General features: G+C 66.6%; 15 protein-coding genes and 1 other RNA gene. 7 read left to right on the forward strand and 9 right to left on the reverse strand.

The features are described from left to right. Window positions 1-10 precede the first annotated feature (10 nt). Entirely contained in the window at window positions 11-637 is a 627-nt protein-coding gene (locus tag HL666_RS20630; protein WP_172111667.1) for a glutathione S-transferase family protein, read from the forward strand. 120 nt (window positions 638-757) lie between these two features. On the opposite strand, the gene HL666_RS20635 is transcribed toward HL666_RS20630, so the two are convergent. The 3 genes from HL666_RS20635 to HL666_RS20645 form a co-directional block, all read right to left on the reverse strand. Then, window positions 758-1,957 carry a glycosyltransferase family 87 protein gene (locus HL666_RS20635; RefSeq protein ID WP_172183302.1) on the reverse strand — a complete coding sequence of 400 codons (1,200 nt, stop codon included), beginning with the start codon at window positions 1,955-1,957 and terminating at the stop codon, window positions 758-760. A gap of 1,147 nt (window positions 1,958-3,104) precedes the next feature. Then, window positions 3,105-6,128, reverse strand: coding sequence for a DNA polymerase I (gene polA / locus HL666_RS20640; RefSeq protein ID WP_172183304.1), 3,024 nt, complete (start codon window positions 6,126-6,128; stop codon window positions 3,105-3,107). A 72-nt stretch (window positions 6,129-6,200) separates the two neighbouring features. Beyond that, the gene (locus tag HL666_RS20645) at window positions 6,201-7,055 is read right to left on the reverse strand and encodes a LysR family transcriptional regulator (RefSeq protein ID WP_172183306.1); all 855 of its coding nucleotides are present in this window, start codon (window positions 7,053-7,055) and stop codon (window positions 6,201-6,203) included. Between the two features lie 99 nt (window positions 7,056-7,154). Between HL666_RS20645 and HL666_RS20650 the strand changes: the two genes are divergently transcribed. Then, window positions 7,155-8,123 carry a quinone oxidoreductase family protein gene (locus HL666_RS20650; protein WP_172183308.1) on the forward strand — a complete coding sequence of 323 codons (969 nt, stop codon included), beginning with the start codon at window positions 7,155-7,157 and terminating at the stop codon, window positions 8,121-8,123. A gap of 8 nt (window positions 8,124-8,131) precedes the next feature. Here the strand turns inward: HL666_RS20650 and HL666_RS20655 are convergent, their stop codons facing one another. Continuing rightward, window positions 8,132-9,184: an acyltransferase family protein gene (locus HL666_RS20655; protein WP_172131339.1), complete on the reverse strand. Its 1,053-nt coding sequence runs from the start codon at window positions 9,182-9,184 to the stop codon at window positions 8,132-8,134. A 151-nt stretch (window positions 9,185-9,335) separates the two neighbouring features. On the opposite strand from HL666_RS20655, the gene HL666_RS20660 reads away from it, so the two are divergent. The 4 genes from HL666_RS20660 (at window position 9,336) to HL666_RS20675 (ending at window position 15,593) form a co-directional block, all read left to right on the forward strand. Next, complete coding sequence (locus HL666_RS20660; RefSeq protein ID WP_172111661.1) at window positions 9,336-10,655, forward strand: UDP-glucose dehydrogenase family protein; 1,320 nt, start codon at window positions 9,336-9,338, stop codon at window positions 10,653-10,655. A gap of 110 nt (window positions 10,656-10,765) precedes the next feature. Further along, entirely contained in the window at window positions 10,766-13,240 is a 2,475-nt protein-coding gene (hrpB, locus tag HL666_RS20665; RefSeq protein WP_172183310.1) for an ATP-dependent helicase HrpB, read from the forward strand. A gap of 160 nt (window positions 13,241-13,400) precedes the next feature. Then, on the forward strand, window positions 13,401-13,901 hold the full coding sequence (locus HL666_RS20670) for a TIGR02281 family clan AA aspartic protease (RefSeq protein ID WP_172111764.1): 501 nt from the start codon (window positions 13,401-13,403) through the stop codon (window positions 13,899-13,901). Between the two features lie 192 nt (window positions 13,902-14,093). Continuing rightward, window positions 14,094-15,593 (forward strand): phosphomannomutase/phosphoglucomutase, encoded by a 1,500-nt coding sequence (locus HL666_RS20675; protein WP_172183312.1) that lies wholly within the window; start codon window positions 14,094-14,096, stop codon window positions 15,591-15,593. A gap of 62 nt (window positions 15,594-15,655) precedes the next feature. Here the strand turns inward: HL666_RS20675 and HL666_RS20680 are convergent, their stop codons facing one another. From HL666_RS20680 to HL666_RS20700, 5 genes are all read right to left on the reverse strand, one after another. Next, a complete protein-coding gene (locus tag HL666_RS20680; RefSeq protein WP_172183314.1) occupies window positions 15,656-17,122 on the reverse strand; it encodes a methyl-accepting chemotaxis protein in 1,467 nt (488 codons plus the stop codon). Between the two features lie 19 nt (window positions 17,123-17,141). Continuing rightward, the gene (locus HL666_RS20685) at window positions 17,142-17,420 is read right to left on the reverse strand and encodes a hypothetical protein (protein ID WP_172111763.1); all 279 of its coding nucleotides are present in this window, start codon (window positions 17,418-17,420) and stop codon (window positions 17,142-17,144) included. Window positions 17,421-17,569: 149 nt separating this feature from the next. Continuing rightward, entirely contained in the window at window positions 17,570-18,070 is a 501-nt protein-coding gene (locus HL666_RS20690; protein ID WP_172131335.1) for an Lrp/AsnC family transcriptional regulator, read from the reverse strand. 136 nt (window positions 18,071-18,206) lie between these two features. Continuing rightward, a complete protein-coding gene (gene nudC, locus HL666_RS20695; protein ID WP_172111656.1) occupies window positions 18,207-19,145 on the reverse strand; it encodes an NAD(+) diphosphatase in 939 nt (312 codons plus the stop codon). 3 nt (window positions 19,146-19,148) lie between these two features. Then, entirely contained in the window at window positions 19,149-19,568 is a 420-nt protein-coding gene (locus HL666_RS20700; RefSeq protein WP_172111655.1) for an HIT domain-containing protein, read from the reverse strand. Between the two features lie 146 nt (window positions 19,569-19,714). Here HL666_RS20700 and ffs point away from each other — a divergent pair. After that, window positions 19,715-19,811: signal recognition particle sRNA small type (ffs, locus tag HL666_RS20705), an RNA gene on the forward strand. The last annotated feature ends 125 nt before the right edge of the window (window positions 19,812-19,936 follow it).

The following is a 19,936-nucleotide window of genomic DNA, read 5'->3' on the forward strand; positions in this document are numbered from 1 at the left end:
ACGCCCCGCCATGACGATCGAGCTGCACACCTGGAACACCCCCAACGGCCGCAAGATCTCGGTCGCGCTGGAGGAGATGGGGCTGCCCTACCGCGTCATCCCGGTCGACATCACCAAGGGCGCCCAGATGGCGCCGGAGTTTCTCGCGATCAGCCCCAACAACAAGATCCCGGCGATCGTCGATCCCGAGGGGCCCGAAGGCAAGCCGGTCAGCGTGTTCGAGTCCGGCGCGATCCTGCTCTACCTGGCGGAGAAGACCGGCCAGTTCCTGCCGAAACCGCTTGCCGAACGGGTCCCGGTCTATGAATGGCTGATGTGGCAGATGGGCGGCTTCGGCCCGATGCCCGGCCAGGTGCATCATTTCATCGCGCTGGAGAATGAGCAGGACCGCGCCTACGGCCTGAAGCGCTACATGGCCGAGACCGTCAGGCTCTATGGCGTGCTCGACCGCCGCCTCGCCTCCCACGAATTCGTGGCCGGCGCGCTCTCGATCGCGGATTTCGCCATCCTCGGCTGGGCCTGGCGACATCCGCGCCACAAGGTCGACCTCGCCGACTTCCCCCACGTCAAGCGCTGGTACGACGCGCTGATGGCCCGCCCCGCCGTCAAGCGCGGCATGGAGGCGAAGCTGGATTGAGCGGGCTCGGGCCCTTCTCGCCGATGACGACTCGGCGCTGCCCTCGCCCGGCGAGCGACGGACAAGAGGGGCAGATGCGGCAACCGACGGCCGCCGCCACCCCTCCGGCACCGGGCGCGATCAGCCTGGTGCCGGCGGCGCGACGTTCAGCGCGGCCACGGTCCGGGCGGAGCGGTCGAAGACGCCGGCAATGCTGAGCACCAGCAGCACCAGCAGGAGCGCTGCCGCAAGCGGGACCGTGTGTCCGATCATCGCGAGCAGGCAAACGCCCAGCGCGATCACGAGGCCGATCTCCAGCGTAGCAATCGGCTCACCCGCATCGACCCGCGCCTTCCAATGGATCGCGATGCCGGCCGCCACCATCGGCAGGTCGTAGATCATGGCATAGGGCGTGGCGATGATGCTGCCGACCGCGACCAGCGCGATCGCCCGATTCGTGATGCCGCGCCGCCAGGCAGCCCAGACCAGCGCGACGATGGCGCAGGACAACACCAGCTGGACCGTGATGCCGACCGGCGGCGGAGCGCCGAGCGCGTGCAGGCCGGCGATGACCGTGGGCATCATGTGATCGAGGCTGGCCTGGTTGGCCCCGAGCTGCGCCTGATAGTCCGGGAATTTCATGACCCACTGCAGCCAGATCCAGGGATCGAGCGCCGCACTGGTGACGACCGCAACGATGACGGTCGTGGCGACGGCCGACACAATGGCGCGCCAGCTCCGCGAGGCCAGCAGCACGACCGGCATCAGCAGCACGAATTGCGGCTTGTAGGCGAGCAGGCCGAGCAGGGCGCCGGCGATGATGGGATGACTCGCGAGCAGCCGCAGCCCGCCGATCAGCAGCGCTGCAGACAGAAAGCCGTTCTGGCCGGTGATGGCGTTGATCAGCGTGGTGGGTGCCGCGAGCAGCGCCAGACCGTCCAGGGAGCGCCAGTTGCGGCCGAGCGTCGCCAGCCCATACAGCGCGAACGTGACCGAGATCCAGCAGACATAGGCCACCGGCAGCGCCAGCAGGCCCAGTGGAATCAGTGCGACCAGGAAGGTCGGCGGATACGGATAGGGAAACCCGCCGCCGCCGAGCGCCGGATCCAGCGTCTGCTGATAGCGGGCGAGCGCGACCGGATCGTAGATGCCCGCGCCGGAGAGCGCTGCGAACTTGCCGAACGACCACAGCCCGAAGAAATCGCCGAACGCCGGCTGCGGCGACGACAGCGCCCAGCTGACGAGATAGGCGGCGTTGTAGAGCACGAGCGCGATCAGCGCGATCACGACCGCGCGCCGGTCATGCGTCTGATGGGTGGCTGCGGATGACGTCGCGGTCATGGACTTGCTGGGGCCGGGGTGTTCGTTTTCACAGCCGGCAGTCTTGCCCGAACGGATTGCAAGCCGTCTTACCGGCACGCAGCCGGTCATCGCCGCCCGCCATCATGGTCAAGGAAGGGTAAAGCCGTCGCTGGCAGGTGAGGCGCGGCAGCGTCGCGCACAAGAGCAGCCGCCCGCGAACGTTTCTCCGCGTCGTCATGGCCGGGCTCGTCCCGGCCAACCGCGTCGGGCTGAGTCCTTCGAATGGCCACCGATGCTTGTGCATTCGCCACGCCGACGCTGCTACGGCCACGCAGGAAAAAAGACTCCCGGCCTGGCGCGCACCCGACTGTCAGCGCCGCATGTCTCTCATGCACAAGCTGCCCGTCGTGTTACTTTGCCGCAGCCCGGCGACGTTGCGTTGTCGGGCAAATCACCTGCACATTTTCGCCCGTCCCTGCTGCCGCATGGGGGGCGTTTCGCGAACGTCACGGATCGTTGGCAGTGGGATGCGATGGGTGTGCCTGGCTGCAGCATGGTCTGACCATGCGGACGAACAGCGGGGCATGCACGGTCAAGTCGCGCGGTCCTGATACCCCGACGCTGGTATCACGCGCTGATGCGCAAGCATCATGCGCAATGGTGGCCAACAAGCCCGGCGCACCAGGGAGAACGCGAAGCAGCCGTTAAAGCCGTCGCGCAGGGAGGGCCGGGTCGTCCGGCTGACCTGTGGTACCTGCCGCCTGCATTCTTTTCAGCAGGCGGGCCGCAGGCCTCAGCCGAGGCCTGGCCTTCCCTGCGCCCTCATCGAATTTCCGGGGGGCGAATAGCCGGCATCCCTCGGGCAGATCGTGCCGCGAGATCGCGTCGCTATGTCTCTCACCTGTCTTCAGCTGTTTGAACCGTGAATCCGTCCTCTCGCTGCGCTGTCGTCCCGGACAAGCCGTGCCGCGCGTCAGCGCGGCAGGGCGCTGATCCGGGACCCATCCGCTGCAGCGGTCGTGACCGGCAAAAAGCCAACGGCCAGCGTGTCTCAAACCGCTCCCTGGGGGTATGGATCCCGGCGTTCGCCGGGACGACAGAATTGGGCGTCGAGACAGAGGGGGCTCGACCAGCCGTCATTGCGAGCGAAGTTCTCAATAACTTGGGAGAGAGCAGAGAGCGCCGCTCAATGCGCCTCATCCCAATTGTCAGCGGCGCGGGCGTCGACGTGCAGCGGCACCGACAGCAGCACGGCCGGGAACGGTGCGTCCTGCATGACGTGCTGCACGACCGGCAAGGTCGCGGCGACCTCGTCGTCGGGCACCTCGAAGATCAGCTCGTCATGCACCTGCAGCAGCATCTGCGCCGACAGCTTCTTCTCGGCCAGCGCGTCCTCGACCCGCGTCATGGCGCGGCGGATGATGTCTGCCGCCGTGCCCTGCAGTCGCGCGTTGATCGCGGCGCGTTCGTTGAAGGCGCGCACCGAGGCGTTCGACGCCTTGATCTCCGGATAGTGGCACTTGCGGCCGAACAGCGTGACGACATAGCCGTTCTTGCGGCAGAACTCGCGCGTCTCGTCCATGTAGGCGCGGATGCCCGGGAAGCGCTCGAAATAGCGCTTGATGTAGGCCGAGGCCTCCTCGCGGGCGATGCCGAGCTGGTTGGCGAGGCCGAACGCCGAGATGCCGTAGATGATGCCGAAATTGATCGCCTTCGCCCGGCGACGCACCTCGCTCGGCATGTCCTTGATCGGCACGCCGAACATTTCGGAGGCCGTCATCGCGTGAATGTCGAGGCCGTCCTTGAACGCCTGCTTCAGCACCGGAATGTCGGCGATCTCCGCCAGCAGCCGCAGCTCGATCTGCGAATAGTCGGCCGACACCAGCTTGTACCCGGGCGTCGCGATGAAGGCGCGGCGGATCTTGCGGCCGTCCTCGGTGCGCACCGGGATGTTCTGCAAATTCGGCTCGTTCGACGACAGCCGGCCCGTGGTGGTGGCGGCCAGCGCGTAGGTGGTGTGCACCCGATGCGTCCGCGGATTGACGTAGGTCGGCAGCGCGTCCGTATAGGTCGATTTCAGCTTCGAGACCTGGCGCCATTCCAGGATCTTGCGCGCGAAGTCGTTGCCCTGCTCGGCGAGGTCGTCGAGGATCGAGGCGGAGGTCGACCAGGCGCCGGTCTTGGTCTTGGTGCCGCCGGACAGGCCCATCTTGCCGAACAGGATGTCGCCGATCTGCTTGGGGCTGCCGACATTGATCGGCTCGCCGGCGAGTTCCTGCAGCTCGGCCTCGACGCGCGCCGCGGTCTGGGCGAAATCGCCGGACAGCCGCGACAGCACCTGGCGGTCGATCGAGATGCCGCGCCGCTCCATGCGGGCCAGCACCGAGACAAGCGGCCGCTCCAGCGTTTCATAGACGGCCGTCATGCGCTCGGCGACGAGGCGCGGCTTCAACACGCGCCACACGCGATGGATCACATCGGCCGCTTCAGCCGCATGCGCGGTGGCACGGTCGATCGCGACCTGCTCGAAGGTCAGCTTGTTCTTGCCGCTGCCGATCAGCTCGCTTTCACTGAGCAAGGCATGGGCGAGCACGTGCTCGGCCAGCGAGTCCAGCTTGTGCGAGCCGCGTCCGGCATCGAGCGCGTAGCTCATCAGCAGGATGTCGTCGACATTCTGCAGCGTGATGCCGTGCTGCGCCAGCAGCACGGCGATGAACTTGATGTTGTAGCCGATCTTCAGCAGCCCGGCGGATTCGAGGACCGGCTTCAGCGCCGCGAGCGCGTCGCGCTCATTGATCTGGTCGGGTGCGAGCCCGGCGTCGAACAGGCCGCCGCCATCGCCGGCCTGGCGGTGCGCCAGCGGGATGTAGCAGGCCTCGTTCGGCGCCAGGGCCAGCGCGAGTCCGCACAGGCTCGCCTGCATCGGATCGATCGAGCTGGCCTTCACCTCGATGGTGATCCGGCCGAAATCATGCGCGCGTGCCAGCCACGCATTCAGCTCGGGCAGGGACCGCAGCGTCTGGTACTTGTCGCGATCGATGCGGGCGCTCTTCGCCGCCTCCGCCCTGGTCTCGGCGAGACCGGCGGGCGTGCCCTTGCTCATCGCCGACTTGTCGATGCGCGGATCGCCACTCCGAGGGGCGGCAGCCGCCGGCTTGCTCGGTGCGCTCGCTCCCCCGCTTGCGGTGGAGGGCTGGGCGGGGGCCGCGGCCGCGCTTGCCCCACTCTTCAATTGCGCATCCGCGGTCACGTCAGCCGGATCGATCTGCGAATACTCCGCGACGCGCCGCGTCAGTGTGGAGAACTCCATCGCCTTGAGGAAGGCGATCAGCTTGCGCGGATCGGGCTCGTGCACCGCGAGGTCGTCGAGCGGCACCTCGAGGTCGACCTTGTCGTCGAGCAGCACGAGCTGGCGCGAGATCCGGGCCTTCTCGGCATTCTCGATCAGCGCTTCGCGCCGCTTCGGCTGCTTGATCTCGGCCGCGCGCGTCAGCAGGCTTTCGAGATCGCCATAGTCATTGATGAGCTGCGCGGCGGTCTTGATGCCGATGCCGGGCACGCCCGGCACGTTGTCGGTGGAATCGCCGGCCAGCGCCTGCACCTCGACGACCTTCTCCGGCGGCACGCCGAACTTCTCGATCACCTCGGCGGTGCCGATGCGGCGGTCTTTCATGGTGTCGTACATCGTGACGCAGTCGTTGACGAGCTGCATCAGGTCCTTGTCGGACGACACGATCGTGGTGGTGGCGCCGCGCTCGCAGGCGAGCCTCGCATAGGTCGCGATCAGGTCGTCGGCCTCGAAGCCCCCCTGCTCCAGGCAGGGCAGGTCGAACGCGCGCACGGCCTCGCGGATCAGCGCGAATTGCGGGATCAGGTCGTCGGGCGCCGGCGGCCGGTGCGCCTTGTAGTCGGCGTAGATCTTGTTGCGGAACGTGACCTCCGACTTGTCGAACACGATCGCCAGATGCGTCGGCCGGTCGGTCTCCGGCATGTCGCGCAGCAGCTTCCACAGCATGTTGCAGAAGCCGAGCACGGCATTGACGTTCAACCCGTCGGACTTGCGGTTGAGCGGCGGCAGCGCGTGATAGGCGCGGAAGATGTAGGACGAGCCGTCGACCAGGAATACATGGTCGCCTTTGGCCGCGCTCTTGGCGGCGGCGGGCACAGGAGCGGCGGGCGTGGCGGCGGCTTTCTGGGGAGCTTTGGGCATGGCCGCAATGTAGGGAATTTGGATCGGATTGACAGCCGTGATGACGCCGTCCGCACCGGATTTTTCCTGTCTTCAAGCCGACGCAACGCAGCCGATCAGAAAACCCATGACGGCGCGGACGAGCGGCGTGCGCCTGAGATCGCGATGGACGACCAGCCAGATCTCGCGGCTGATGTTCCCGCCGCCGCTGTCAAGACGCACGAGACCGGGATCGGATTGGCCGAGGAAGTCCGGCAAAGCGGCGAGGCCGAGGCCACTGCGCGCCGCGGCGGCCTGGCTCTCGAGGTCGCTGCTCTGGAACACGATCGGTCGAGGGCCGGCGATCATCTTCAGCCATTGCTGCTGGGGTGCGGTGTCCATGCTGCTGTCATAGGCGATGAAGCCGAGCTCATGCTGCGGTGTTTCCTTGAGATAGTCCGGCGCGCCGTACAGGCTGAAACCGAACCGGCCGACCTTGCGCGCAATCAGGCCTTGCTCCTTGGGGCGCGACAGCCGCAGGGCGATGTCTGCCTCCCGCCGATTGAGCGAGGCGATGCGTTTCTCGCCGATCAGCTTGATCGCGATGGCCGGATGCTGACGACGCAGCTCGACCAGCCGCGGCGCAATCAGCCGGTTCGCCAGCGTCGGCGGCGCGCTGACCAGGACCTCGCCGCCCAGCCCAGGTCGCGAGGCGACGACGCTGCGCTCGATTGCGAAGGCGGCCTGCTCCATCGGGCCGGCGGCCTGGACGAGGCGGCGCCCATCGTCGGTGAGCGCATACGCTCGCGCGCGCCGGTCGACCAGCTTCAGCCGTGTGGCCTGCTCCAAGGCCGCGACCCGGCGAGCGACGGTGACATGATCGACCCCGAGCGTGCGGGCGGCAGCAGAGAGCGTCCCCTCGCGGGCCAGCGCGACGAAATGCTGGAGGTCGGTCCAGTCGAGCGGCATGTGCGAAAACTCACAATGATTGAGGGATGTTGGGCAATTTCGCAGACCGCCGACGGTGACCACAATGCGCGGGTCGAGGCAAGCTGCACGGAGGCGGACATGGCCGTTGTCGTTCGAATCAAGGCGCCGGGTGGCGCTGACAATCTTCAATTGGAGGAGGTCGATCTGCCCGAGCCGGGACCTGGCGAGGTCAGGTTGCGCCAGTGTGCGATCGGCGTGAACTTCATCGACATCTACCAGCGCAGCGGGCTGTATCCGCTGCCGAACCGCATCCCCGGGGTCGAGGGGGCGGGATTCGTGGCGGCGAAAGGTGCGGACGTGACCGGTTTGTCCATTGGCGACCGGGTGGCCTATGCGGGCGCCCCGGTCGGCGCCTACGCGTCCGAGCGGAATCTGCCGGCCTGGCGCGCGGTCCCACTCCCGTCCTCGGTATCGGAAGCCAGCGCGGCGTCAACGTTGCTGAAGGGCATCACCGCGGAGATGCTCCTCAATCGAACCTATCCGGTCGGGATCGGAACGACGCTGTTGGTACACAGTGCGGCCGGCGGGCTTGGGCTTGTGCTGACGCGGTTGGCCCGACTGCGTGGCGCCACCATCATCGGCACGGTGGGCTCGGATGCCAAGGCGGAGCTGGCGCGCGCCGCCGGTGTGCATCATCTGATCGTTGGACGCGACGCCGATTTCGTGACGGCGGTCAGGCGGCTCACCGACGGACGCGGCGTCGATGTCGCCTATGACGGCATTGGCGGCGGCACACTGGCAAGGACGCTGGACTGCGTCCGACCGTTCGGGACAGTCGCCAGCATCGGTCAGTCTGGCGGGCCGATTCCCAGCATCGCGGTCGAGGAGATCGGGCCGCGGCGGAGCCTGTCCCTGGCCCGTCCCAGCGTGATGGCGCACGTCAACGATGTCGACGACTATCGCAGGGACGCCCAGGCCGTTCTCTCTGCGCTCTCCGCCGGCAAGCTTGTCGGGGATGGCACGGCCTATCCGCTCGACCAGGCCATTCAGGCCCACGTCGATCTCGAAAGCGGCCGAAGCCGTGGCGCGCTCATTCTGGTGCCCTGATGTTGACGCTACTCTGCCGGCTGCAACACAGCTTTCCGTTTCGGCGGCGCGATCCAGAACGCGATCGGGCGTTCGAACAGGAAGCGCGCGCCGACGCGCAACGCGAGGCGCCAGATCAGGAGCGCGCCGAGCACGCCGGCGACGGTCACCAGCAGGGAGATCGCTCCGATGTCCGAAATCACCCCGGTCTTCAGCAGCAACGTACGGGTCGCCGCCATCGGCAGGAAGAAGGCGAGGTAGATCACGATCGAATGCTCGCCGCAGAAGCGCAGCACGTTGAGAAGCTGCGCGCGCGCCAGCAGGGTGCCGGCGATGATGATGGCGACCGCGCCGGCATAGCCGAGCATCAGCGATACGATCGGCCACTCGCTGACGCCGAGATTCACCAGCGACTGGTTGATGACGGCCCAGAGCAGCAGGCCGATGATGGCGAGCATGGGCTGCGCGCGGGCGCGGTCCGACAATGCGAAGATGGTGGTCGCGAACAGATAGCCCGAGTAGATGTAGACGAAGCGGGCGCAGAACTCGTCGATCACGGTCCAACCGGTGACGATGTGCGTCATCTCGAGACCGGCCGCGATGCCCCAGATCACCGGCGCCGGCGCTTTTCGTGTCAGTTTGATGACGACGAAGAAGATCGGCAGCAGATAGATGAACCACAGCGTGCCGAACGGCTCGATGAAGGACTCCAGGTACAGATAGCCGGCATGCTGCCAGCCGGACGCGGCGGCGAAGCCGGGCGCCTTGAAGCCGAACTGGATCGTCACCCACAGCACATAGAAATAGGCGAAATGCACGACCTTGCGATCGATATAGGTGCGCCAGTCGCGGTCGATCACCAGTGGCAGAAACAGGCCGGAAATCAGGAAGAAGTCGGGCATCCGGAACGGCTTGGCGAAGGCGACGACCGCATGCATGAAGCCGGTCTCGCCGGCGGCCAGCTCGACGCCCAGCACCGAGTGCATCATCACCACCATGATGATGCAGATACCCTTGGCGTAGTCCACCCAGTCGATGCGCGTCTCGGTTCCGGCCGATTTCGGCGTACCATTCGCGGTCATGCTGTCCCTCTTTGGCGCGGAGCTGCCGCATTGTCGGGCAGAGCCGTTAATACTCCTCCCTGTCATCCAAACGTCATGCCGTTTTCTAAATTCCCCTTGAACCGCAAATGGTTTAAGACGCGAAAGTATTAACCTTGAAGGATGGGTTTCGATGCGAATTGCGATGATCGGCACGGGCTATGTGGGTCTGGTGTCCGGTGCCTGCTTCGCCGATTTCGGTCACCAGGTGACCTGCGTGGACAAGGACGAGAGCAAGATCGCCGCGCTGCATCGCGGAGAAATTCCGATCTTCGAGCCCGGCCTGGATGCGCTCGTCGCAACCAATGTGAAGGCCAAGCGGCTCGACTTCACGACCGATCTGAAGCAGCCGGTCGCGGATGCCGATGCCGTCTTCATCGCCGTCGGCACGCCGTCGCGGCGCGGCGATGGTCATGCCGACCTCACCTACGTCTATGCCGCGGCGCGCGAGATCGCCGCGTCGCTCACCGGATTCACGGTCGTCGTGACCAAGTCGACGGTGCCGGTCGGTACCGGCGATGAGGTCGAGCGCATCATCCGCGAGACCAATCCGGCGGCCGATGTCGTGGTCGCCTCCAATCCGGAATTTCTCCGCGAGGGTGCTGCAATCCGCGACTTCAAATGGCCTGATCGTATCGTGGTCGGCACCGACGATGAGCGTGGCCGCAAGGTGCTCGGCGACATCTATCGACCGTTGTCACTGAATCAGGCGCCGGTCATGTACACCGCGCGGCGCACCGCCGAGCTGATCAAATACGCGGCGAATGCGTTCCTGGCGACCAAGATCACCTTCATCAACGAGGTCGCCGATCTCGCCGAGAAGGTCGGCGCCGACGTGCAGGAGGTCGCGCGCGGCATCGGCCTCGACAACCGCATCGGCTCGAAGTTCCTGCATGCCGGTCCTGGCTTCGGCGGCTCGTGCTTTCCGAAGGATACGCGCGCGCTGATCAAGATCGCGCAGGACTACGACACGCAGCTGCGCATCGTCGAATCCGTGCTCGCGGTCAACGACAACCGCAAGCGCGCGATGGCGCGCAAGGTGGCGCACGCCGTCGGCGGCAATCTGCGCGGCAAGACGGTCGCGGTGCTCGGCCTCACCTTCAAGCCGGAGACCGACGACATGCGCGAGGCGCCGTCGATCCCGCTGGTGACCGGTCTCCTCGACATGGGCGCCAAGGTGCGCGCGCATGATCCGGTCGGCATCGAGCAGGCCAAGAAGGAGCTGCCGGAGATCGCCTATTACGACGATCCCTATGACTGCGCGACGGGCGCCGATGCGATCGTGCTGGTGACGGAGTGGGTGCAGTATCGCGCGATGGATCTCGATCGCCTCAAGCAGGTGATGGCCAGTCCCGTCGTCGTCGACCTGCGCAACGTCTACCGCCCCGAGGAGATGGCCGCCCACGGCTTCGTCTACGAGAGCGTCGGGCGGCCGTCGGTGACGCGCGCGTGACACGCCGTTGTCATACGCCGCGCAGGCGGAGTATGCACGACGACCGATCGCCGCGAGGCGATCTGCATGATTGGATCACCCGCCTCGGCGGGTGACGACGGGTTGGTTGATTGCCCCTTCGCTTCGACACACCGTTGCCCATCGATGCCGTGCTGGACGAATTGTCCGGCACGCTCGAACGCAGCAACACCGCGGTCCTGGTAGCGCCGCCGGGTGCCGGCAAGACCACGCGCGTGCCGCTGGCATTGCGCGATGCGCTGTGGGTCGGGGATAACAAGATCATCGTGCTGGAGCCACGCCGCATCGCCGCGCGCGCCAGCGCCGAGAGGATGGCGAAGTCACTCGGCGAGCGGGCCGGCGAGACCGTCGGCTACCGCGTGCGGTTCGGCTCGAAGATCTCGCGCGCGACCCGCATCGAGGTCGTCACCGAGGGCATCTTCACCCGCCAGATCCTCGATGATCCCGAGCTCACCGGCGTCGCCGCCGTGCTGTTCGACGAATTCCACGAGCGCTCGCTTGATGCCGATCTGGGCCTCGCTCTGGCGCGCGATGCGCAGCAGGGGCTGCGCGAGGACCTCCGCATCCTCGTGATGTCGGCGACGCTCGACGGTGCTCGCGTGGCCAAGCTGCTCGGCGATGCGCCGGTGGTCGAGAGCGAGGGCCGCGCTTTTCCCGTGGAGACGCGCTATGTCGGCCGCAAGCCGGATGCGCCGGTCGAGCGCCAGATGGCCGAGACGATTGCCAGCGCGCTGCGCGCCGATGCCGGCTCGGTGCTGGCGTTCCTGCCGGGCGCGGCCGAGATCCGGCGCACCCAGACCATGCTGGCCGAGCGCGTGCACGATGCGGCCATCGAGATCGTGCCGCTGTTCGGCGCGCTCGATGCCGCGGTCCAGGACCGCGCCATCTCTCCGGCGCCCAACGGCAGCCGCAAGGTGGTGCTGGCGACCTCGATCGCCGAGACTTCGCTGACCATCGAGGGTGTGCGCATCGTGGTCGATTCCGGCCTCGCCCGGGTGCCGCGCTACGAGCCGGACATCGGCCTGACCCGGCTGGAAACCGTGCGCGCCTCGCGCGCCGCGGTCGATCAGCGCCGCGGCCGCGCTGGCCGCACCGAGCCCGGCGTCTGCTACCGCCTCTGGGACGAGCCGCAGACCGCCTCGCTCGCGGCCTACACCCAGCCGGAGATTCTGAGCGCGGATCTGTCGTCCTTGGTGCTCGACCTCGCGCAATGGGGCGTCAGCGCCCCCTCCACGCTCTCCTTCCTCGATTCGCCGCCGCAGCCGGCCTGGAAGGAGGCGCGCGATCTGCTCAACGAGCTCGGCGCGCTCGATGCCGACGGCCGGCTCACCGACGAGGGCCGGCGCCTGCGCGCGCTGGCGCTGCCGCCGCGGCTGGCGCGCATGATCGTCGATGCCGCCGACCACGGCGCCGCCGCCCAGGCCGCGGATATCGCCGCGATCCTGACCGAGCGTGGGCTCGGCGGCGACAGCGTCGATCTCGAGGTGCGTCTCGACCAGTTCCGCCGTGATCGCTCGCCGCGGGCGCAGAGCGCGCGCGATCTGGCGCGGCGCTGGGCGCAGCAGGTCGGCACCGCATCCTCGTCGCGAGGGGCAGGGGAGTTGACGACCGGCCTGATGCTCGCCTTCGCCTTCCCCGACCGTGTCGCGCGCAACCGCGGCAATGGCAGCTTCGTGCTCGCCAACGGCCGCGGCGCCGCGGTCGAGCAGACGTCGTCGCTGGCGCGCCTGCCCTATATCGCCGTCGGCGAGCTGACCGGGACGGCCGCGAGCGGCCGCATCCTGCTGGCGGCGCCGCTCGCCATCGAGGACATCGAGCGCCACTTCGCTGCGCACATCGAAGCCAGGGACGAGGTCAGCTTCGACCCCAACGCGATGGCGCTGCGGGCGCGCCGTCGGCGCAAGCTGCATGCCATCACCATGGCCGATGCGCCGGTCGCGCTGACGCCGTCGGAGGAGACCGCGCGCATCTTCGCCGACGGCATCTGCGCCGCCGGCCTCGACCGGCTGCCCTGGTCGAAGGCTGCCAAGCAGTGGCGCGACCGGGTCACGTTCCTGCGCAAGGCGGAAGGCGACAGCTGGCCGGATCTGTCGGACGCGGGCCTGAGCGCGCGGCGCGAGGACTGGCTGGTGCCGCTGCTGGCCGACAAGACCGCGCTCAAAGAGATCTCACCCGGCGACGTCTCGGATGCGGTGATGGCGCTGCTGCCCTGGGACCTGCGCGCGCGGCTCGACAAGGAGGCGCCCACGCATTTCGAAGCGCCGACCGGCACCATGCTGGCCATCGATTACGAGGCCGAGCAGGGCCCGACCATCGCGGTGCGGCTGCAGGAGCTGTTCGGGCTGAACGTGCATCCGTCGATCGCCCGCGGCGCGGTGCCGCTCGTTCTGGAGCTGCTGTCGCCAGCACAGCGGCCGGTGCAGGTGACGCGCGATCTGCCTGGCTTCTGGCGCGGTTCCTACGCCGCCGTGCGCACCGACCTGCGCGGCCGCTACCCGCGCCACCCGTGGCCGGAGGATCCCGCCAATGCGCTGCCGACCCGGCGGGCCAAGCCGCGGGGCACGTAGCCGATGCAAATTATACCGTCTGCGTCATCGTCGTTAACGGTTCGCTCATCGTTTTCGCCAAAATGGCAACGGCAGCCGTTCCGCTTCAGTCGCCCGTCAGCGGCTTTCATGGTCAAGTCGGTTGCTGGGTAAAGTCGGGCGTTGCGTGATGCGTAACATAATGATCTTCGCGGCCGTTCTCGTCGGCCTCGGCACCTTCATGGCGCAACTGGCCGATCGCCTGACGCCGGCGCCGGCGTCTGCCACCACCTCCGTGCGCAGCGCGGCAGTGGACACCTCCGCAGCCGGCCAGCGCAGCCTCAGCGTCCCGACCGACCGCCGCGGCCATTTCCGCGCCGATGGCCGGATCGACGGCCAACGCATCAGTTTCATGATCGACACCGGCGCCTCGATGGTGGCCCTCAACGAGAGCTCGGCCGCGCGTTTCGGCCTGCGCCCGGCGCGCGGCGACTACATTGCGACCGTGACCACGGCGAACGGGACCGTGAAGGCGGCGCGGGCCAAGCTTGCGATGGTCGAAGTCGGCGAGCTCATCGTGCGCGACGTCGACGCCCTGGTGCTGCCCGACGCGGCGCTGTCGGAGAACCTGCTCGGCCTGTCCTTCCTGTCGAAGCTGAAGCGCTTCGCCTATGCCAACGGCCAGATGGTACTGGAGCAGTAGGGCTTCGCTCGCCTGCATCTTGGTTGATGCATTGATGGCCCCCATATACCGGCAAGCTCGGTGATCGAGCGGGCAAAGCGGGCCTGCCTGATTGTTGCCTGCATTCATCTGCCTTCTGCCATTGTCCGATGACGTCGTGCGCGGCACGACCGTATTCTTCCATTGATGTGATTTTCCCGAGGCCCCCTCCCGATGTTTCCCAAGCCGAAGCCGGTCCTGCTCCCCAATACCTACGCCTTCGAATCCGAACCGATGGTGAAGCCGACGGGCTTCCGCGAATATGACGCGCGCTGGCTGTTCAACAAGGAAATCAACCTGATGGGGGTTCAGGCGCTCGGCATGGGGCTGGGCGCGCTGATCGCCGAACGGGGCGTGAAGCAGGAGATCGTGACGGGTCACGATTTCCGCGGCTACTCCGCCTCGATCAAATATGCGCTGATCTCAGGCCTGATGGCTGCGGGCTGCAAGGTGCACGACATCGGCCTCGCCGTGACGCCGATGGCCTATTTCGCGCAGTTCGATCTCGACGTGCCCTGCGTGGCCATGGTGACCGCCTCGCACAACGACAATGGCTGGACCGGCGTCAAAATGGGCGCCAACCGGCCGCTCACCTTCGGTCCGGAGGAGATGACCCGGCTCAAGGAGATCGTGCTCAATGCCGAGTTCAAGAACGGCAGCGGCGGCTCCTATCAGTTCCACGAAAACTATCCGGCGCGCTACATCGCCGACCTCACCAAGCGGCCCAAGCTGAAGCGCAGGCTCAAGGTCGTCGCCGCCTGCGGCAACGGCACCGCCGGCGCGTTCGCGCCGCAGGTACTGGAGGCGATCGGCTGCGAGGTGATCCCGCTCGATACCGAGCTCGATCACACCTTCCCGAAATACAATCCCAATCCCGAAGACATGGAGATGCTGCACGCCATCCGCGACGCCGTGCTGGCGCACGAGGCCGATGTCGGCCTTGGCTTCGACGGCGACGGCGACCGCTGCGGCGTGGTCGACAACACCGGCGAGGAGATCTTCGCCGACAAGGTCGGCGTGATGCTGGCGCGCGACATGTCGGCGATTCACAAGGACGCGCAGTTCGTCGTCGACGTGAAATCGACCGGGCTGTTCATGACGGATCCGGTGCTGCAGGCGCAGGGCGCGAAGACCGCGTATTGGAAGACCGGTCATTCCTACATGAAGCGTCGGACCAACGAGCTCGGCGCACTCGCGGGTTTCGAGAAGTCCGGCCACTTCTTCTTTAATCGTCCGTTCGGCCGCGGTTACGACGACGGTCTGGTGTCCGCGATCGCGATCTGCGAGATGCTCGACCGCGCGCCGGGCAAGTCGATGGCCGATCTGAAGGAGGCGTTGCCGAAGACCTGGTCGTCGCCGACGATGTCGCCGCATTGCGGCGACGAGGTCAAATACGGCGTCGTCGACGCCGTCGTGAAGCACTTCCAGACGTTGCAGCAGCAGGGCGGCAGGGTCGCGGGGCAACCGATCCGCGATCTCGTCACCGTCAACGGCGTGCGCGTCACGGTCGAGGACGGCAGCTGGTGCCTGGTCCGGGCGTCATCCAACAAGCCGGAGCTCGTCGTGGTGGTCGAAAGCCCGGTGTCGGAGCAGCGGATGCACGACATGTTCGAGGCGGTCAACGTCGTCCTGCGGACCCATCCCGAAGTCGGAGCCTACAATCAGACGATCTGACGGGAAGCGCGAGCATGTCCACCGAGGAGGCATGCTCGCGCTGGTCCGACAAGCCGGGCAAGCTATGCGGCCCGCAATGAATTGAGGAACTGATCGACCTCGGATTTCAGCCGGGCCGATTGGGAAGACAATCCGTTCGCCGATTCCAGGAGCCGGGACGCCGCGCTGCCGGTCTCGTCGGACGCCTGGGTCACGGTGCCCATGCTCTGGCTGACCAACCGCGTGCCTTCGGAGGCCTGCTGCACATTGCCGGAGATCTCACCTGTCGCGAGGCCCTGCTGTTCCACGGCGGTCGCGATTTCCTTGGAGATGCCATCGATCTCGGCGATCGTGCCGCCGATCATCTGGATGGCGCTGACGGCGTCCCCCGTGGCGGTCTGGATGCTCTGTACCTGGCTTGAGATTTCCTCGGTGGCCTTGGCGGTCTGATTGGCCAGCGCCTTCACTTCGCTGGCGACCACCGCGAAGCCCTTGCCGTGCTCGCCGGCGCGGGCGGCCTCGATGGTGGCGTTCAGCGCCAGCAGGTTGGTCTGGCTGGCGATCGTCTGAATCAGCGTCACCACCTCGCCGATCTTCTGCGTGCCCGCGGCCAGGCTTTCGACCACGCTGTTGGTGCGGCGCGCCTCCTCGGCGGCCTTCGCGGCGATCTCCGCCGAGCGGGTCACCTGCTGGGAAATGCTGCCGATGGAAGCCGTCAGCTCTTCGGTCGCGGCCGCGACCGTCTCGACGTTGGACGATGCCCGCTGCGAGGCGTGGGCCGCGGCCGACGTCTGACGCGAGGCCTCCGCACTGCTCCGACTCATCGACGACACCAACGTCTGCACGTCGTTGGCAGCAACCGCCACGGCCTCGACGATGCCGCCGATCTTGCGCTCGAAGCCTTCGGCGAGCGCGCGCCGGGCAACATCGCCCTGATCCTTGGCGCGCTGCTCGGCCTCGAGCCGTTCGGCATTCGCGCGTGCTTCGGCGGCCATCGCTGCGTTGGCTTCTGCGGTCATGCGCATGCTGGTTTCGAACAGCTGTGTCAGTTTGAGCGCGAGCGCGACGAGAACGCCGGCCTCGATCAGGAGGATGATCGCGTGCAGCACGACGCGGCCGAAATCGGCACCGCCGGGGTAGATGGCGGCAGGAAAGACGAAATTGAGAACCAGATGGTGAAGCGCGACGGCAACGGTGCCGGCGACAATGGGCCGGTAGTCGCAATAGGCGACGAGACAGGCCAGCGCGGCGAAGAAGTACATGTGCATGTCGATCTGCCATGCATGACCGGACATCTGGTAGACGAGCACGGACACGCCGCCCATGAGGGCCACGGCGACCGTGAGCTGCGTCGACAGGCTGTCGCCGGCGCTGCGCCAGGACAGCGTCGCGGCCAGCGCCAAGGCGACCATCATCATGGTCGGCATCATCCAGTCGCCGCGCGACAGGCCGATGATGAGGGCGAGCGGAACGTGAATCCAGAGCACCGCCAGCAGAAGCTTGCTGGTGGTAGCACGGAGAAGCGCCAGGTCGTCAGTCTCGCCGGTCATTCCCATCCCCCAATATCGATCATTGTGAAAAGCAGGCCGAGATTGCCTGCGGGTCGATGACGAGCCAGGCTCCTGCCTTGCGCAGCCGCGCCAAGCCCTCCTGATCACCGGGCCGGACCACCAGCAGCGACGATAGGCTCGTCGTGCGCACGAGAGCGGCGTCAGCCGATGCTGCAGCCAGCATCGTCTGTTGCGCGCTCCACCAGGGTGGAAAGGCGACGGCCACGATCTCGCGTCCGGGATGCACCTGCAGCGACAGCGCTGCCACCCCGACGAAGCTCGCGATCAAAAGGGCGATTGCATTCAGCCAGGCGCGCGACGACGAAGGTATGGTTGCACCGGACACCATCGCATCTGAAGATAGATGGATGGAGATAACTTCCGGTAAACGATGACGGGAAACGATCTGGAAAGCGAGGCGAAGGTCGGCCGGAACGTGCGGCTGACCTAGACCGGCGGCACCGGAAGTGCCGTTACCGACTTGATCTTCTCCATCGCGAAGCGCGACGTGACGTTCTTGAGCGGCACCGCGCTGATCAGCTTCTTGTAGAACACGTCGTAGCTCTGCATGTCGGCAACGACCACACGCAGCATGTAATCGACGTCGCCGGCCATGCGATAGAACTCCATCACCTCCGGCATGGAGCTGACGGCCTCGGCGAATTTGCGCAGCCAAGCCTCGGAATGGTCGGCGCTCTCCACCGAGACGAACACGGAGATGCCGAGTCCGATCTTGTTCTGATCGACGAGAGCCACCCGGCGGAGGATCACGCCATCGGCCTCCAGCCGCTGGATGCGCTTCCAGCACGGTGTCGAGGACAGTCCGACCCGGTCGCCGATCTCGGCGACCGACAGCGAGGCGTCCTCCTGCAGGACCATCAGGATCTTGCGGTCGATGGCGTCGAGCCGACGGTTGGCTTCGGGGCTCTGGGCGGAGACGTCGGACATGGAGAAATTTGTTCCATATGAAGGTCGGGAAACACTCATATAGAGAAAATCGTTCCAAGACAAGGATCGGTCGTTCACACCCCCGGTGCGGTCTGCCGAGGAGGTGATTTCACGCGGAGATGGTGTTTAGGTGCCGTTAGACGCCGTCCTTGAGCCAGCGGCCGACCAGATGATGGGCAATCGCGAACGGGTGCGGGCCTGCCAGCCCCTCCGGATGCTGTCGCTGCAGCATCAGCCGGGCCTCGTCACGGCTGAACCAGCGGACGTCCTCGAGCTCATTGCGGTCGATGACGATGTCCTCGTTCAGCGCCCGAGCGCTGCAGCCGATCATCAGCGACGACGGATAAGGCCAGGGCTGGGTCATGTAATAGGTCACATCGGCGCAGCGGATGCCGGATTCCTCGAACACCTCGCGGCGCACCGCATCCTCGATGGTCTCGGCTGCCTCGACGAAGCCGGCGAGGCAGGAATACATGCCGGCCGGAAACTGCTTCTGCCGGCCGAGCAGGCACTTGTCGCCGGAGGCGACCAGCGAGATCACCACCGGATCGGTGCGCGGGAAATGCTCAGTCTTGCAGCTCGGACATTCGCGCTTCCAGCCGCCCTCGCGCATCGCGGTTTTGGCGCCGCAGTTGGCGCAGAAGCCGTGGCGCTGATGCCAGGACACCATGGACTTGGCCATCGCGATGGTCGCGAGCTGGTCGACCGGGATCGCGCCCTGCATCGCCATGCCGCGCAGCTCGGTGACCGAGACGTCCTCACGGCCGGCGAGCTTCTCCACCGCGGCCGGCGAGATGCCCATGCCGAACACGGCTTCGCCATCGAGCAGGCCGAGGAAGATCGTCCCGGGATTGGCGCCGACCTTGAGCGCCTCGTCGATCGACAGCAGTGCGCGCAGCTGGTCGCCGTCACGCTTCAAGACCAGCGAATCGCGATGCACGACATAGGCGCGCGTCGACGACCTGCTCTCGAAGGCGATCAGCTTGTCGTCAGAAAAACGCAGATGCGCGGCGCGATCGATCGGATGACCGACGAAGGCCGGCTTGCCCAACGGAAACAAGTCGAATGGCGACATCTCTCACCCTAGCCAGATCTTGCGCCTGATGGCGCTGATGAAACTCTCAACCTCCTGCGCGTCGTGCGGCACCGGCGCCGCGACGCCCCAGACGGGGCGCGGCCAGGCGACGTCACTGGTACGGCGCGCGATGATGTGGATGTGCAGCTGCGGCACCATGTTGCCGAGCGCGGCGACATTGAGCTTGTCGCATTTGGTGATCTCCTTGACCGCGCGCGACACCCGCGTCATCTCGGTCATCAACTGAGCCTGGGCGACCTCGTCGAGATCGATGATCTCGACGGCGCCCTCGCGCCGCGGCACAAGCAGCAGCCAGGGATAATTGGCGTCCTTGATCACCAGCACGCGCGACAGCGGCAGGTCACCGATATCGATCGTGTCCTTCGCAAGCTGCGGATGCAGCGACCAGGCTGATTCGGGCATGCGGCGGTTCCTGGCAGACGGTCTGGCGGGGGAGTCGGACGGCACCTAAAGCCTTTCCAAGCTGTGGCACAAGCCCGCAGGGCGGGGGAGCGGACCGGCGAAGCTCGCGCTTGCTTTCCGGACGGTTTGGCCCCAAATAGGCGGCGGGAGATTGGCGGTGGACGAGCCACTCGCCAACCGGGTCAGGTCCGGAAGGAAGCAGCCCTAACGAGGTCCGGATCGGGTCGCTCGTCAGTCTCCTACCTGTTTTCTCGAGCGAATCGCGCAAAGATGGCGGGGACCCCGCGCAAGCGGGCGCTCGACCGCGCTCCGGCTGATTGCGTCGAGGCTGATTGCGTCGGCGACCGCGATCGATGCCGGCCTTGAAT

The sequence above is a fragment of the Bradyrhizobium aeschynomenes genome, from assembly GCF_013178945.1.
GTDB lineage: Bacteria > Pseudomonadota > Alphaproteobacteria > Rhizobiales > Xanthobacteraceae > Bradyrhizobium > Bradyrhizobium aeschynomenes.